We start from the raw sequence: 14,820 nt of genomic DNA on the forward strand, positions 1-14,820 counted from the left end.
CGGTTTCTCCTTCATTAGTCCAACAGTTGTAGGTAATGCGCAGCGAGGACCGCCGGAGCGCCTCAGGTCTCCGGTCCGCGCTGCTCGGCCTGTTCGTGCGCGATCAGCTCGTTGAGCCAGCGCACCTCCCGCTCACTGGACTCCAGCCCGAGCCGGTGCAGCTCACGGGTGTAGCGGTCGATCTTCTCCTCGGCCCGCGCCATTGCCGTCCGAAGTCCTTCTCGGCGTTCCTCGACCCGACGACGACGGCCTTCCAGGATTCGCATCCTGACGTCGGCCGGTGTCCTCGAAAAGAACGCCAGGTGGACGCCGAAGCCTTCGTCGTCCCACGTCTGCGGCCCGGCGTCGCCGAGCAGTTCGGCGAACCGTTCCTTGCCCTCGGCGGTGAGCTTGTACACCCGCTTGCCCCGGCGCGCCCACGCCCGGTCTTCCACCTCTTCGAGCTCCTCGACGAGGTAACCGGCGCGAAGCAACCGGCGCAAGGTCGGGTACAGCGAGCCGTACGAGAACGTCCGGAACATCCCGAGCGTCTCATGCAAACGTTTGCGCAGCACGTAACCGTGCATGGGGGTCTCGTGCAGCAGCCCCAAGATCGCGAGCTCGAGCACACCGCACCCCCTTCCGGGAACAAACCGCGACCGGTCGCGTTGGCCACCGTGACCGGCTCGGTCAACCTACCGGCCCACTATATCGCGCCGATACATCGAAGTGGCGTAGCTAACCCGATCGAGCACCGGCTGATCCGGACGAAATTCACCGGAGAGTTATCGAATCGTCGGCGTGTCCGACCGTGCGCGGACCGTCCCCCCGAGAACGGGGCGTGGACCACACAGGAAGAGCCCGTACTCTGTTGGCGTGCGAAACCAGCGGCAGGTCGTGGACTACGCCTTACAGCGGCGCGCGCTGCTCAAGGGCGTCCACTCCGGACGGGTCGGCACATACGACGTCTGCGACGCGGGCCCGTACCTCCTGCGGGCCGCGAAATTCCACGGCCGACCAGGCGAGCAGGACTGCCCGGTCTGCCACCGGGAGCAACTGACCCTGGTGTCCTGGGTGTACGGCGACGAGCTCAAGCACGCCGCCGGATCGGCCAAGACGCCGGAGGAACTGACGCGGATGGACGGGCTCTTCGCGGAGTTCACCGTCTACGAGGTCGAGGTCTGCCAGAGCTGTCACTGGAACCACTTGGTGCGGTCCTACGTCCTCGGAACAGGAGAACCGGGAACCACCCGGCCACGGACCCGGTCGCAGAGGACAGCGGGTCAGTGACAGGTATCGAAAACGCAGTTGACCACAGAGCGGCGTCCCCCGAAGCGCCGGTCTGGGAGGCCCATTCGTGAACGACGACCGCAATCGCTCCTGGCCTGGCCAGGAGCCTGATGCACCTCGCCGTGCCCAGTGGCCTGGCGAAGCCGACGAACCAGGCTGGCCGAGCGAAGAACCGCCGCGCCGCCCCCAGCGCCGGACACCCCCGAGCGGCACCCCCCGCTCGGCCCCGCCACGGTCCGCGAACGAGCCACAGTGGCCGGGCGGCGACTCCGGCGGCCCGGAGTGGCCCTCCGACAACGAGCCGCGCCGTCCCGCGGCCCCGCGTCGTGCCAACGGCATGCCCCCGCGCAGGCAGGGTCCCCCGCCGCCGGGAGCGCGAGGCCCCGCCGGTGACCAGCGGTCCCGTCAGGGTGCCGCCGGGCACCGCCCGCCGCCGCCCCCGCCCGGCAACCGCCGTCCTCCGGCCCCGGCCGACCAGGCGACCGCGATGGTCCGGCCGGTCGAGCCGGAACCGTACGAGCGCGAGCCCGAGCTCATCACGCATCACGCGCACAACGGCACCGAAGACCCGTACGGCTACGACCCGTACGACGATCGCTATGACGATCGTCACGAAAGCACCGCGCTCGGCGCCGAGGGCGAAGACGCCTATGACGACGAGCCCTCCGAAGACGGAGAAGACGGCAAGAAGAAGGTCCTCACGCCGAAGCAGCGCAAGAAGCGTCGCTGGCGGATCATCCGCCGGGTCCTCTACGCGATGTTCGGCCTCTTCGTCGTGGTGCCCGCGATCGCGTTCGTCATCACCTACTTCCTGGTGGACGTCCCGTCGCAGGAAAGCGTCGCGAGCCTGCAGAGCCAGCCGATCACGCTGATGTACTCCGACGGCAGCCCGATGGGCAAGATCGCGCCCGCCAGCGGCGGAAGCCGGTACCTGCTGCAGCCGGGCGACGTCCCGGAGGTGGTCAAGAAGGCCGTGTACGCGGCCGAGGACTCGTCGTTCGAGACCAACTCCGGTTTCGACGTCGGCGGCATCCTGCGCGCGGTCTACAACAACGTCACCGGCGGCCAGGGCGGCGGTTCGACGATCTCCCAGCAGTACATCAAGAAGGCCACGGCCAACGAGGCGCCGACGCTCACGCGTAAATGGACCGAACTGGCCAAATCCTTCAAGATGAACAACCAGATGTCCAAAGAGGAGATCATCACCGCCTACCTCAACACCATCTACTTCGGTCGCGGCGCGAACGGCATCGAAGCGGCCGCGCAGGCCTACTTCAAGAAGCCGGCCAAGGAACTCGGCGCGTCCGAGGCCGCCCTGCTCGCCGGCCTGATCCAGGGCCCGAGCAAGTCCGAGAACGAGGCCTACGCCACCAGGCGGTGGACCTTCGTGATGGACCAGATGGTGGCGAACAAGTGGCTCGACCCGGGTGCGCGCGCCACCGCGACATTCCCGAAGCCGATCCCGAAGGCGCAGGCGAAGGCCGACGACGCCGGGACGCTGAGCCTGCACATCCGCAACCGCGTGATCGACGAGCTCGAAGCGCGCGGCTACGACCAGGACCGGCTGCACCAGGGCGGCTACAAGATCACCACGACGATCGACCCCAAGGCGCAGAAGATGGCCGAGGAGTCCGTCGCCGAGGGGATGAAGGGCCAGACGGACGAGAACATCCTGAACGCGCTGGTCGCGGTCGATCCCAAGACCGGCGGCGTGGTCGCGTACTGGGGCGGCCCGGACTGGACGAAGAACGCGCAGGGCCAGGACGTCCAGGCGATGGACTGGGCGAACGTGCCGCACAACCCCGGTTCGGCGTTCAAGGCCTTCGACCTGACCGCCTTCCTCAAGATGGGCAAGGGTCTCGGCGAGACCTTCGACGGTTCCAACAACCGGAAGTTCGACGGCCGCACGATCCGGAACGCGGGCGAGAGCTCCAACTGCGGGCCGCAGTGCACGGTCGCCGAGGCGATGAAGGTCTCCGCGAACACCGTGTTCTACGACATGGTCCGCAACGAGACGAAGATCGACCCGGTGGCGAAGGCCGCGAAGGAAGCCGGCGTGATGGTGGAGGCCGACGGCGGCAAGGCGAAGCTGAGCCCCGACATCAACATCGCGCTCGGCGGTGGTGGCACGGTCACCACCGCGGAGGACATGGCGGCCGGCTTCGCCACCTTCGCCGGTGAAGGTGTCCGGCAGAAGCAGCACTTCGTCGCGAAGCTGACCAACTCCCAGGACGAGGTCGAGTTCGACGAGACCGCTCCCAAGGGCGCTCCCGCCTTCAGCGACGACGCCGCCAAGAGCAAGCAGATCGCCGGCAACGTCACCGACGCGCTCGAAGAGGTCATCCCGTACTCGAAGCTCAAGTGCCCGAAGGGGCACGAGTGCGCGGGCAAGACCGGGACGCAGCAGTACGACTTCAAGGACAGCGACCCGGCGAGCTATCGCGATCGCAACGCGCAGACCTGGATGGTCGGCTACACGCCGAGCATCTCGACCGCGGTGTGGGTCGGCGGCGACGGCAACAAGCCGCTGCACGACAAGAACAACAAGCCGGTCTACGGCCGGACCATCGCCGGCCCGATCTGGGAAGACTTCATGTCCCGGTACATGACCGGCAAGCCGTCGGAGAAGTTCGAGAGCGTCAAGCCGATCGGCAAGGACGCGCGGTCCGTGCCGACGACGACGGCGCAGAAACCGCCGGAGACGTCGACGCCGACCGAGACGCCGACGACCACCCCGACGCCGACGACTCCCACCGAGCCGACGGAGACGGAGCCGACGAAACCGACCAAGCCCACGAAGCCGAGCTGGACGAGGCCGGGGCCGGGGACTTCGGATCCGTTGTTCCCGAACGGCGAAGATCCGTGACGATCGGGCTGAGCACGTGACGAAAGGTGTGCCGGGCACTCGCCCGGCACACCTTTTTTCGTGGCATCGGTGAACCTGAACCGATCCGATACGTCTTAAGTAGAAGGAGACCTGCGACCGCAGGACCGCGCTCACCCACGGAAGGTTCGGAGGACGTCCCAGTGAACGACGATCCCCACGGCGGATGGCCAGGTCAGGACCCTGACCCCGCCCGTCGTCCGCAACGCCCGGCCGGACCGCCCCGTCGTCCCGCCGGTCCGCCCCCGGGATACGGACAGCGCCCGGGTCCCGGCCCGCAGGGGCAAGCGCCGTGGCAGCGCCAGGGTCCGTCCCAGCAGCAGCCGCCGCCCCCGCGTCGTCCGCAGCGGCCGCCGGTCGCGCCGCAGCACGAACCGGACCTCATCACGCATCACGAGCACAACGGCACCGCCGACCGCGGCTACGACGAGCCGTACGACGATGAGCAGTACGGCCTGGAGACCGACGAGAACGGGAAGCCGATCCTCACCCCGGCCCAGCGCAAGAAGCGCCGGTGGAGACGCATCCGGCGGGTGCTGCTCGCGCTGTTCTGCCTCTTCGTCGTCATCCCGGCGATCGCGTTCGTGATCACCTACTTCGCCGTCGACGTGCCGTCGCCGCAGTCCGTCGCGGCCACGCAGGGCCAGGCGGTGACGTACTACTACGCCGACAACACCGAGATGGGCAAGGACGTCCCCAAGGGCGGCAACCGGCACATCCTGACGCCGGAGCAGATCCCGGACATCGTCAAGAAGGCCGTCATCGCCACCGAGGACGCCTCCTTCGAGACCAACTCCGGTTTCGACATCGGCGGCATCCTGCGCGCGGTCTACAACCAGGTGACGGCGGGCAAGGGCGGTGGTTCGACCATCTCCCAGCAGTACATCAAGGTCGCCAGCGGGGACGACGAATCGTCGCTCGCCCGTAAATGGACCGAGCTCGCCAAATCCTTCAAGATGAACCAGACGTACGAGAAGAAGGACATCATCTCGGCGTATCTGAACATCATCTACTTCGGGCGCGGCGCGTACGGCATCGAGTCGGCCGCGCAGTCGTTCTTCGGCAAGCCCGCGGGCGAACTCAACGCCTCCGAGGCGGCACTGCTCGCGGGCCTCATCCAGCAGCCGGGCCGCTCGGAGAACCCGAAGGTCGCGAACGAACGCTGGACCGTCGCGCTGAACCGCATGGTGCAGAACGGTTTCCTCTCCGCCGCCGACCGCGCGAACCTGCAGTTCCCGACGCCGATCCCGCAGACCGACAAGGAGCAGGCGGGCGTGGTCAACCCGTTCATCCGCGACAAGGTCAAGGATGAACTCGCCGCGAACGGCATCACCGCCGACGTCTATTACCGGGGTGGCTACAAGGTCTACACGACCATCGACCCGAAGGCGCAGGCCGCGGCCGAGCAGGCGGTGGCCGACGGGATGAAGGGCCAGACCGACGAGAACCTGCTCAACGCGCTCGTCGCGATCGATCCCAAGACCGGCGGCGTGAAGGCGTACTACGGCGGCCCGTCCATCGTGAAGGGCCCCAACGGCCAGGACCAGAAGGGGCGGGACTGGGCGAACACGCCACAGAACCCCGGATCGTCGATGAAGCCGTTCGACCTCACCGCGTACATGCAGCTCGGCAAGGGTGGTATCAACTCGACGTTCGACGGGTCCAACAACCGGCAGTTCGGGAAGCAGACGATCCGGAACGCCGGTCCCGGCAGCACCTGTTCGCAGCAGTGCACGGTGTCCGAGGCGATGCAACGGTCGGCCAACACGGTGTTCTACGACATGGTCGTGAACGTGACCAAACCCGGGCCGGTGGCACAGGCCGCCAAGGACGCCGGGGTGAAACCCGCCCCCGACGGCACCTCGGAACTGTTCGCCGACAACAACATCGCGCTCGGCGGCGGCAAGACGGTCATCACCCCGGAGGACATGGCCGCCGCGTACGCCACCTTCGCGGGCGACGGCCAGCGCCGGGACAAGCACTTCATCGTCAAGGTGACCAACTCGCAGGACGAGGCCGCGTACTCGGCTCCGGAAGAGGCGAAGCCTGCGTTCGCCGACGACTCCGACAAGAGCAAGCAGATCGCCGGCAACGTCACCGAGTCGCTCAAGGGTGTCATCCCGTTCTCGAAGCTCAAGTGCCCCAACAACCACGAGTGCGCCGGCAAGACCGGGACCCAGCAGCACACCTACCGGCAGGGCGAGCCCGCGTCGGCCAAGGACGCCAACTCGCAGACCTGGATGGTCGGCTACACGCCGTCGATCTCGGCCGCGGTGTGGGTCGGTGGCGACGGTGACAAGGCGCTGAAGGGCAAGAACGGCAAGTCGATCTTCGGTTCGACGATCGCCGGGCCGATCTGGCAGAAGTTCCTTTCCCTGTACCTGAACGGGAAACCGGGGGAGCGCTTCGACAAGGTCAAGATCATCGGCGGGGACGACAGCAACACCGTCCCGTCGACGCAGACCCCGCCGGACGACGACGAGGGTTCGACCGAGACCGGCACGCCGTCGACGGGTCCCTCGACCGGATCTTCGTCTTCGCGGAACGAAGAGGATCCGCCTTCGAGCTCGAAGAACCCGCCTTCGTCCAGTGAGAACAACGAAGAGGGCGGCAACGGAGGCCCTCCAGGCCGGGGCGGCAGAGGCGATACCGAATAGCTAGAGGGTGACGACGCGCCGTTCGGCACCCGCGAGGTGAGCGGCTTCGATGACCCGGAGCGTCTCGACGGCGGAGGCGGGATCGACCGGGAAGCCGCCCTTGCCGAGCAGCGCGTCGCGCACCTGCGCGTAGAAGTCCTCGTAGCGGCCGACCTCGGTGGGCACGGTCTCGACGTCGTCGTTCACGCCGAGCACGCCGGCGTCCGACTCCGGTTCGACGCCCCAGCCGGGGTCGCCGGGCCGCAGGCCGTCCTTGATCTGCGGCTCCTGGACGTCGAGGCCGTACTTGGTGAAGGTCGCCTTGTCGCCGAGCACGCGGAATCGCGGGTTCCGGGTGCCCGCGAGCGCGGACGCCCACAGATGCGAACGCACGCCATTGGTGTGCCGAAGCGCGACGAAGGCGTCGTCGTCGACCGACACCCCGGCGCGGCGCCTGTCGACCTCCGCGTAGACCTCGGAGACCGGGCCGAACAGCTGCAGCGCCTGGTCGACGATATGCGCGCCGAGGTCGTAGAGGAGCCCGCCCGCCTCGGCGGGGTCGCCGAACTCGCGCCAGTTGTCCCGCGGCTTCGGCACCCAGCGGTCGTAGCGTGACTCGAAGCGGAAGACGTCACCGAGACGGCCGGTTTCGAGGACCTTCCGGACGGTGAGGAAGTCCGAGTCGAACCGGCGGTTCTGGAACACCGTCAGCCCGACGCCCTTGGCCTTGGCGGCTTCGACGACCTTCGCCGCTTCGGCCGCCGTCGGCGCGAAGGGCTTGTCGACGACGACAGGCAAACCCGCCTCGATCGCCTGGAGCGCGAGTGGGACGTGCGTGCGGTTCGGCGTGCTGACGACGACCAAGTCCAGCTCGCGGGCCTTCGCGAACAACGCGTCCGCGTCCGGCAGCACGTCGGCGGCCGGGTGGTCGGCGCGTGCCTGCGCGACCCGGTCCGGGTTCGAGGTGACGATGGCGGCCGGGGTCAGCCCCGGCGTCGCGTCGACCAGCGGCGCGTGGAAGACGCGTCCGCCGGTGCCGTATCCGAAGATCCCCACTCGCAAATCAGCCATGACCCCATTAAACAACAGTGTTGCGTAATCAGCCAGTCATGGCAGGATGCGCGCTATGCCGGAGACCGGGGTCAATCTGCGCGGCCTGCGCCAGCACAATCGGACACTGCTGCTCACGCACATCCTGCGCGCGGGCGGCCTCAGCCGCGTCGAACTCGCCGAGCGCACCCGGCTCACCCAGCAAGCCGTCTCGAAGATCGTCCCCGAACTGCTCGAAGCCGGCCTGCTGGACGAAGAACGCCAGCCCGCGGCGGGTGTCGGCAAGCCACGCACCCTGCTGCGCGTCCGCGCGAACGCCCGGCACGCGCTCGGCGCCCAGCTCGACCGGGACTCCTTCCGGGTGGTCATGACCGACCTGACCGGGAAGATCATCGCGTCGCGCGGCGGGCCGCTGGCCCCCGGATTCACCCCCGATCAGGCCGTTGCCGCCCTCGGCGAAGCGACCGAAGCGCTAAGCGACGGCGTCGAGGGTGTCCTCGGCCTCGGCGTCGGCAGCGTCGGCCCGCTCGATCACCACGAAGGAGTGGTCCGGGACGCCACGAACATGCCCGGCTGGCACCACGTGCCCCTGCGCGACCTGCTCGCGAAACACACCGGGCTGCCCGTGCGGCTCGACAAGAACACCAACGCCGCCGCCTTCGCACAACACTGGCCGGAGGGCGACCAGGCCGCGACCGCCGTCGTGCTCGTCGGCACCGGGATCGGCGTCGGCCTGCTGATCGACGGCAGGCTGTACCGCGGGCCGCGGACCAACGCCGGCGAGTTCGGGCATACGACGCTCGCCTTCGACGGACCGCGCTGCGCGTGCGGCCGCCGTGGCTGCGTGGAGGTGCTGCACAACGCGGCGGCGACCACGGAAGAGGCGGCAGGCCTGCTGGCGATCGGGCTCGCCGACCTCGTCCAGGTGCTCGACCTCGAACGTGTCGTGCTGACCGGACGTTCGGTCCGCGCGGCGCCCGAGGTGTACCGCGACACCGTCGCGGCGCGACTGCGGGAGCTCCTGCCTTTGCCGCACTGGCAACGGATCCAGGTCGACCTCGACGAGATGGGCGACGACGTCGTGGCGTTCGGCGCGGCGGCGGAGGTGCTGGCCGGGTTCTACGAGAGCGGCGACATCACCTAGGAACCGGCTTGTAACGGACGAAGCTCCCGTGACGACCTTGCATCGACATTCGGAGCAAAGGGAGTCAGTTGCGCGCCAGGGCGATCATCGCGACCATCACCGTGACCTGCGGGGTTCTGCTGTCCGGATGCGGCACCGCCGTGTCCCCGCCCGATCCCAAGGCCGAATGGACGGGCGCGATGAAGGGCGCGGGTTTCGTACCGAACTCGCCGCACACTTACGACGAGATGTTCGAGGCGGCGAAGAATTTCTGCAGCGCGGGATCCGCGCTCGCGATCAGCGGACTCGCCCGCACCGTTCTGACACCTGAAATGGCCGACCGGACAGCGATGCCGGCTCGTGGCAAGGACCCCGATACCGCGGCCAAGGCCTACGGGGACGCCACCTGGAAGTGGGCCTGCGGACACCAGTAGATCGCCGACCGGGTTCTCCGAGAGCGGCGACATCACCGGGTGGTCACCCGGATAGGCGCTAACATCCGCCACGTGTCCGACCAGACGACCCAGCCCGAGGCTCCGCTCTCCCTCACCCCCGGCGAGCGGGTCATCCCGAGCTGGAACGAACCGCTCGTGGCCGCGGCCACCCGCCCGATCGGCGGCCCGCTCGGCGAGCACGCGGCCGTGGGGCGGCACTGGTTCTGGTCGCCGCAGCGGGTCGGGCTGCTGCTGGCCTGCCTCGCGCTGGTGCTCTCGTGGTTCGGCAAGGCGTCGTGCATCCAGCAGTACACCGACGACTCCGGCGCCCATCAGCTCGACTGGCGGGCGGGCCGCCCGTTCGTCGCGATGTGCTACTCGGACATCATCCCGCTCTACAGCTCCGAGCGGCTGAACAACTCCGACACCTTCCCGTACGTGACTTCGTGGACCGAAAACGCGGGAACGGCGAAGGAGACCACGCGGTACATGGAGTACCCGGTGGCGACCGGGCTGTTCCAGTGGATCAACGCGAAGCTCACCGAAGCCTGGCTCTCGGTCGCGGAAGCGGGCTGGCTGCCCGGCGCGCTCCCGGTGGCCGTCTACTTCAACATCTCGGCTCTGTGGCTCGCGCTGGCCTGGCTGGTCACGGTGTGGGCGACCGGCCGATCGCTGAAACGCCGCCCGTGGGACGCCGCGCTGGTCGCGATCTCGCCGCTGGTGCTGGTGCACGTCTTCACCAACTTCGACGCCATCGCGACCGCGTTCACCGCGACCGCACTGCTCGCGTGGGCACGGCGACGGCCCGAGATCGCCGGATTCCTGCTCGGGCTCGGCGCGGCGGCGAAGCTGTATCCGCTGCTGCTGCTCATCCCGCTGCTCTTCCTGTGCCTGCGCGCGGGCAAGGTCAAACAGTGGGCGCTCGCCGCCGGGCTCGCCGTGGCGACGTTCGTCGTGGTCAACGTCCCGTTCGCGCTCGCCGCGCCGACCGGCTGGTGGGAGTTCTTCCGGCTCAACACGGCACGCCCGATGGACCCGGACTCGCTCTACAACGTGATCTCCCATCTTTCCGGCTGGGCCGGTTTCGACGGGAAACTCGCCACGGGCGAGACACCGGTCGTGCTCAACGCCGTCGTCGCGGTGCTGTTCCTCGCCGCCTGCGTCGGCATCGGCTACGTCACGCTGAAGGCGCCGCGCCGTCCGAGGCTCGGTCAGCTCGCGTTCCTCGTGGTGGCTGCGTTCCTGCTCACCAACAAGGTGTGGAGCCCGCAGTACTCGCTCTGGCTGGTCCCGCTGGCGGTGCTCGCGATCCCGCGCTGGCGGCTGCTGCTCGGCTGGATGATCCTCGACGCGCTGGTCTGGGCGCCGCGGATGATGTACTACCTCGGCGTCGACAACAAAGGCCTGCCCCAGGACTGGTTCCTGGGCGCCGTCGTGGTCCGCGACCTGGCGGTGGTCGGCCTTTGCGCGCTGGTGATCCGCGACATCCACCAGCCACGCAAAGACCCGGTCCGCGCCGCCGGGGACGACGATCCGATCGGCGGATTCCTCGACGGCGCCCCCGACCTACGCGCGGTCAAGCACGCTTCAGCACCTCAGGTCCAGGACGTTCGAGCCTGATGTGCTTGCCGAAATCCTCGGCGCCGAAGTCTTCGATCCGCACGACGACGGCTTCGGGCGAGGTTTCGACCAGCCTGCAGGTGAACCAGTCTTCGCCGTGCCTGACCGACCAGCGCTCGGCGAGAATGGCCAGGCCTTCCGCCTCCAGCAACGCGACGGAGTCGTCGAAGGCGGCGGGCCCGCCGAGCGGGTAGCCGAAAACGGTCAGTGCCTGCCAACGGGTTTCCGGCGCGGGGACGACGTAGCCGACGTGCTCGCCGTCCTCCGCCCGGTACACGGTCCGATTCTTCATGCGGCCAAGACTCGACCCTCCCGTGGCGAGAGGGTCAAGCCGATTCAGCGCACGAGGTAGCCGCCCGTGCTCGTTGCGAAGAACGGGATCGGGGCCGTGCAGCGCACGACGTCCTGATCGAAGCCGCCGACGGCCCAGCTCCAGCCGATCCGGTCGTGCCCGCCCGGCACGTCCCGTACCGAGAAACCGACCCGGCGCCCGACCAGGTTCACCGGGAGCGCGGGGATGTCGGCGCGTTCGATCACGCCGGTCAGGATCGCGAGGTCGCCGTCACGCGAGACGCAGTCGACCTTGCCTTCGAAATCGGCGAACGGCTTTCCGTCCTTGGTCAGATGATTCACGTGGAACCGGCCGGAGGACTTCCCAGGATCACCGAAGGCCGCGAAGTCGAACCGGACCGGATCGCCTTCGTAGCCCGGAAACGTCAGCGGACCGCCCGCCGACCCGAGGACGACCGAGCCGGACGGCGGGGCCTGCGCCGCCGTCGCCTGGGTCGCCCCCAGCGTTCCCGCGGCGACGGCGAGCACTGCGACGGCGGCGATCTTGGCCTTGAGCATCATGGCTTTCCCTCCAGTACCGGGTGTTTCCCGGCTGGATTCGAGCCTTCCTTCGCCCGCGCGGGCGGGCCTCCCGCTGGAGAGGGAACGATCTCCCGCGCGAGTAGCCCCTCGGTCCGGGTGGTCGTGAGTGGCGTTTCGGGTTCTAACCCGAAACGCCACTCACGACCAACGTGACGCTAGGCGGACGCGACGCGCTCCCGGACGAAGGCGATGTCCGCGGCCTGCCCGTCGGCCGGGGTCTCGACGACCACGGGCGCACCCGCTTCGGCCGCGACGGCGGCCAGAACCTCGGGATCGATCGTGCCGTCGCCGCCGACGACGTTGGCGTGCCGGTCCCGCGTGGAACCGAACTCGTCGCGCGAGTTGTTGAGGTGCACCAGGTCGATCCGGCCGGTGATGGCCTTGACCTTCTTGACCGCCTCGGTCAGATCCCAGCCCGCCGCGTACGCGTGGCAGGTGTCGAAACAGAAACCCGCGCCGAATTCGCCGACCTTGTCCCAGAGCCGGGCGATCGTGTCGAGGTCGCGGGTCATCGCGTTGTCGCCGCCCGCGGTGTTCTCGATCAGGATCGGCACGGCGAAACCGCCCTTTTCCTGTTCCCGCTCGAAAAGCTTGCGCCAGTTGACGAGGCCCTCTTCGACGTCCGCGCCCGCACCGACGTGGCCGCCGTGCACGACGAGCCCTTTCGCGCCGATTTCGGCGGCGCCGTTCGCGTGCTGGGTGACGTTCTTCCGCGACGGGATGCGGATGCGGTTGTTCAACGACGCCACGTTGATCAGATACGGCGAGTGGATGAACACCTCGACCGGCGATTCCTTGATCGCTTCGCCGTGCGGGTGGGGTTTGGGAGCCTTCCAGCCCTGCGGGTCGGAAAGGAAGAACTGAAGGACCTCGGCCTCGCGTTCGGCGACCGCGGAGAGGGGATCGTCGTCGCGGACATGGGCACCGATTTTCATGCCAGCACGCTATACCTGCCGAATTCTCCCCTGCGCGCCCCAGTCCGTCACGCTCGTGGGGTAGCGTGAGCGCGTTCCGTTAAACCGCGTGGGTCTTTGAGGGGCGGAGGACGAACTCGATGGGGAAGACTGCCGGGCGGATCACGGCTTGGGGATTCGCGCTTTCGGTCACGGCCGGACTCGCGTTCCCGATGACCGCGACGGCCGCCGAGGAACCGAGCCCGACCCTTTCCGGTGATTGCGGATCGACGCTGCAGAACGGAAAGTCCGGCAACGGCCTCACCGCCGACGTGGGCGCGCCGCTCGGGTCGTCCGAGGTGCTGACGGTCGGTCTCGATTCGAAGGCCAAGACCGCCGAGGGCCGGAAGCCCCTGCTCTCCTTGCCGGTCGGGGATCTCGTCAAGACGACCGGTCTCACCGACAACGCGGCAGGCGACCTCGTCGCGCAGGGTGTCTGCACCCCGGCGCAGGGCGCGGTGAACGCGGTCGGGAACCTGACCCAGGGTGTCGCCGACGAGCTGCCGGTTCCCGAAGTCCCCAAGCCGCCCAAGCCTGAGCCACCCAAGCCGGAGCCCCCGAAGCCGGGTCCGGGTCAGCCCGGCGGTCCGGGCAGCGAACTCCCGGTCGAGACCGCCCCGGGTTCCTCCACCGGTATCGGCGGCGACTCGATCGCCGGCCTGATCAGCAACGCGGCGCTGCTCCCCGGCAGCTTCGTCCAGGCGCCGGTGATCACCGAGATCATCCCCGGCGAGGTGCCGCCGCCCACCGTCGACGAGAAGGACACCGGCAACGCGCAGGCCGTCCAGGCGCCGGTCGCCCCGGCCAAGCTGCCGCTGCTGCTCGCGGTGCTGGCGCTGGCCGTCGTCGCCGCGGCGCTCGTCCGCGCCTGGCTGCGGGGTAAGCCCGCCTGATCTTTCACCGTCAGTGACGCCCGCTTCCACTCGAATGCCTGACCTCTTCGAGTGAGCGGGCGTTACTTGTCTCCATTAGCGTCGTTGTCACGGGTAGGTGACCCCGACGACGGAGGAGTCGAAGGCATGCGCGAACGGACACGGAGGGCGACCGCCCTGGGTGCGTCGGCCTTCATTCTCGCGGGCTCGGCCGCCCTCGCCATGCCCGGCCAGGCCGCCGCCGCGGAGACCAAGACCGCCACCTGCGGCGGCTCGGTGACCGCGAAGACCGGCGACACGATCCTCGGCAAGACCCCGTTGCTCGGCATCCCGCTCAACCTCGGCCAGGCCGGGTCGGTCTCCGGGGTGCTCACGGGCACGATCAACGCGCTGCTCGGCACGGTCTGCAAGGTGACGGTGACCGTGGTGAACACCGTCGTCGCGCCGGTCCCGGTCGTCGGCGCACCCGCCGCGGAAGCGCTGAACGGCGCGGTCGCCGGCACCACACAGGCCTTGACCGGCGGCGGCCAGCCCGCCCCCGGAACCCAGCCCCAGCCAGGAAAACCCGCTCCCGGCACGCCCGGCAGCGGCGGACCGCAGACCGGCGGGCCGGGTGCTCCCGCGCAGGGTGGCGCCCCGGCGGGCGGCATCCCGGCGGCGAACAGCCCGCTCCTGCCCGGCACCTTCACCCCGAATTTCGGCGGCCTGCCCTGGGGTATCAGCACGGGCTACGCCCCGATGCGCGACTACAGCTCCATCCCGATGGCGACGGCCGGTCTCTTCAGCCCATCGCCCGGCCTCCGGTACGGCGGCCAGATCCCGGGTTACGCGCCGCAGTTCGGCATCGCGACCGAGAACCAGGCCGGCAACCCGGACGTCCAGAATGCGGGACAGGCCGAAGCGCTACCGAGTGTGAGCGACGGATTCACTCAGGACGGGAAACTGCCGCTGCTGATCGCCGTTTTGGCACTCTCCGGAGTCAGTGCGGGCCTCGTGCGCACCTGGGTCCTCCGCCGAATGGCCGCTACAAGTTAGTCCTACCGCCTAGTATCTTTCTGGTCACTCCCTCGTTATCCCCGTTGCAGTGATTCCTCATGCACTGCTTC

At 68.7% G+C, this 14,820-nt stretch carries 13 protein-coding genes; 8 read left to right on the forward strand and 5 right to left on the reverse strand.

Translation table 11 applies throughout. The annotated features are described in order from the left end of the window. Nucleotides 1-62 precede the first annotated feature (62 nt). Nucleotides 63-608, reverse strand: a complete 546-nt coding sequence (locus AMK34_RS16295) for a PadR family transcriptional regulator (RefSeq protein ID WP_005168208.1) — start codon at nt 606-608, stop codon at nt 63-65. A 247-nt stretch (nt 609-855) separates the two neighbouring features. On the opposite strand from AMK34_RS16295, the gene AMK34_RS16300 reads away from it, so the two are divergent. From AMK34_RS16300 to AMK34_RS16310, 3 genes are all read left to right on the forward strand, one after another. Next, nucleotides 856-1,269 (forward strand): DUF5318 domain-containing protein, encoded by a 414-nt coding sequence (locus AMK34_RS16300; protein WP_037334179.1) that lies wholly within the window; start codon nt 856-858, stop codon nt 1,267-1,269. A gap of 487 nt (nt 1,270-1,756) precedes the next feature. Further along, on the forward strand, nt 1,757-4,135 hold the full coding sequence (locus tag AMK34_RS16305; protein WP_083649877.1) for a transglycosylase domain-containing protein: 2,379 nt from the start codon (nt 1,757-1,759) through the stop codon (nt 4,133-4,135). A gap of 161 nt (nt 4,136-4,296) precedes the next feature. Further along, nucleotides 4,297-6,810 (forward strand): transglycosylase domain-containing protein, encoded by a 2,514-nt coding sequence (locus AMK34_RS16310; protein WP_073845892.1) that lies wholly within the window; start codon nt 4,297-4,299, stop codon nt 6,808-6,810. Here the strand turns inward: AMK34_RS16310 and AMK34_RS16315 are convergent, their stop codons facing one another. Further along, the gene (locus AMK34_RS16315; RefSeq protein ID WP_143202461.1) at nt 6,811-7,860 is read right to left on the reverse strand and encodes a Gfo/Idh/MocA family oxidoreductase; all 1,050 of its coding nucleotides are present in this window, start codon (nt 7,858-7,860) and stop codon (nt 6,811-6,813) included. It abuts the gene before it with no gap. A 55-nt stretch (nt 7,861-7,915) separates the two neighbouring features. On the opposite strand from AMK34_RS16315, the gene AMK34_RS16320 reads away from it, so the two are divergent. From AMK34_RS16320 to AMK34_RS16330, 3 genes are all read left to right on the forward strand, one after another. Then, nucleotides 7,916-8,983: an ROK family transcriptional regulator gene (locus AMK34_RS16320; RefSeq protein WP_073845894.1), complete on the forward strand. Its 1,068-nt coding sequence runs from the start codon at nt 7,916-7,918 to the stop codon at nt 8,981-8,983. Nucleotides 8,984-9,051: 68 nt separating this feature from the next. After that, the gene (locus tag AMK34_RS16325; RefSeq protein WP_038521907.1) at nt 9,052-9,396 is read left to right on the forward strand and encodes a hypothetical protein; all 345 of its coding nucleotides are present in this window, start codon (nt 9,052-9,054) and stop codon (nt 9,394-9,396) included. A 72-nt stretch (nt 9,397-9,468) separates the two neighbouring features. Next, nucleotides 9,469-11,016: a glycosyltransferase family 87 protein gene (locus tag AMK34_RS16330; protein ID WP_073845895.1), complete on the forward strand. Its 1,548-nt coding sequence runs from the start codon at nt 9,469-9,471 to the stop codon at nt 11,014-11,016. Here AMK34_RS16330 and AMK34_RS16335 read toward each other — a convergent pair. From AMK34_RS16335 to AMK34_RS16345, 3 genes are all read right to left on the reverse strand, one after another. After that, entirely contained in the window at nt 10,973-11,308 is a 336-nt protein-coding gene (locus tag AMK34_RS16335) for a hypothetical protein (RefSeq protein WP_037334159.1), read from the reverse strand. The genes AMK34_RS16330 and AMK34_RS16335 overlap by 44 nt on opposite strands. Nucleotides 11,309-11,352: 44 nt before the next feature. After that, the gene (locus tag AMK34_RS16340) at nt 11,353-11,868 is read right to left on the reverse strand and encodes a hypothetical protein (RefSeq protein ID WP_073845896.1); all 516 of its coding nucleotides are present in this window, start codon (nt 11,866-11,868) and stop codon (nt 11,353-11,355) included. A 176-nt stretch (nt 11,869-12,044) separates the two neighbouring features. After that, nucleotides 12,045-12,824: a deoxyribonuclease IV gene (locus tag AMK34_RS16345; RefSeq protein ID WP_038521916.1), complete on the reverse strand. Its 780-nt coding sequence runs from the start codon at nt 12,822-12,824 to the stop codon at nt 12,045-12,047. A gap of 119 nt (nt 12,825-12,943) precedes the next feature. Here AMK34_RS16345 and AMK34_RS16350 point away from each other — a divergent pair, with 119 nt between their 5' ends. Both AMK34_RS16350 and AMK34_RS16355 read left to right on the forward strand, forming a co-directional pair. After that, nucleotides 12,944-13,735, forward strand: a complete 792-nt coding sequence (locus AMK34_RS16350; RefSeq protein WP_073845897.1) for a hypothetical protein — start codon at nt 12,944-12,946, stop codon at nt 13,733-13,735. Nucleotides 13,736-13,861: 126 nt separating this feature from the next. After that, nucleotides 13,862-14,749 carry a hypothetical protein gene (locus AMK34_RS16355; protein WP_073845898.1) on the forward strand — a complete coding sequence of 296 codons (888 nt, stop codon included), beginning with the start codon at nt 13,862-13,864 and terminating at the stop codon, nt 14,747-14,749. The last annotated feature ends 71 nt before the right edge of the window (nt 14,750-14,820 follow it).

The sequence above is a fragment of the Amycolatopsis sp. CB00013 genome, from assembly GCF_001905755.1.
GTDB classification, from domain to species: Bacteria; Actinomycetota; Actinomycetes; order Mycobacteriales; family Pseudonocardiaceae; genus Amycolatopsis; species Amycolatopsis japonica.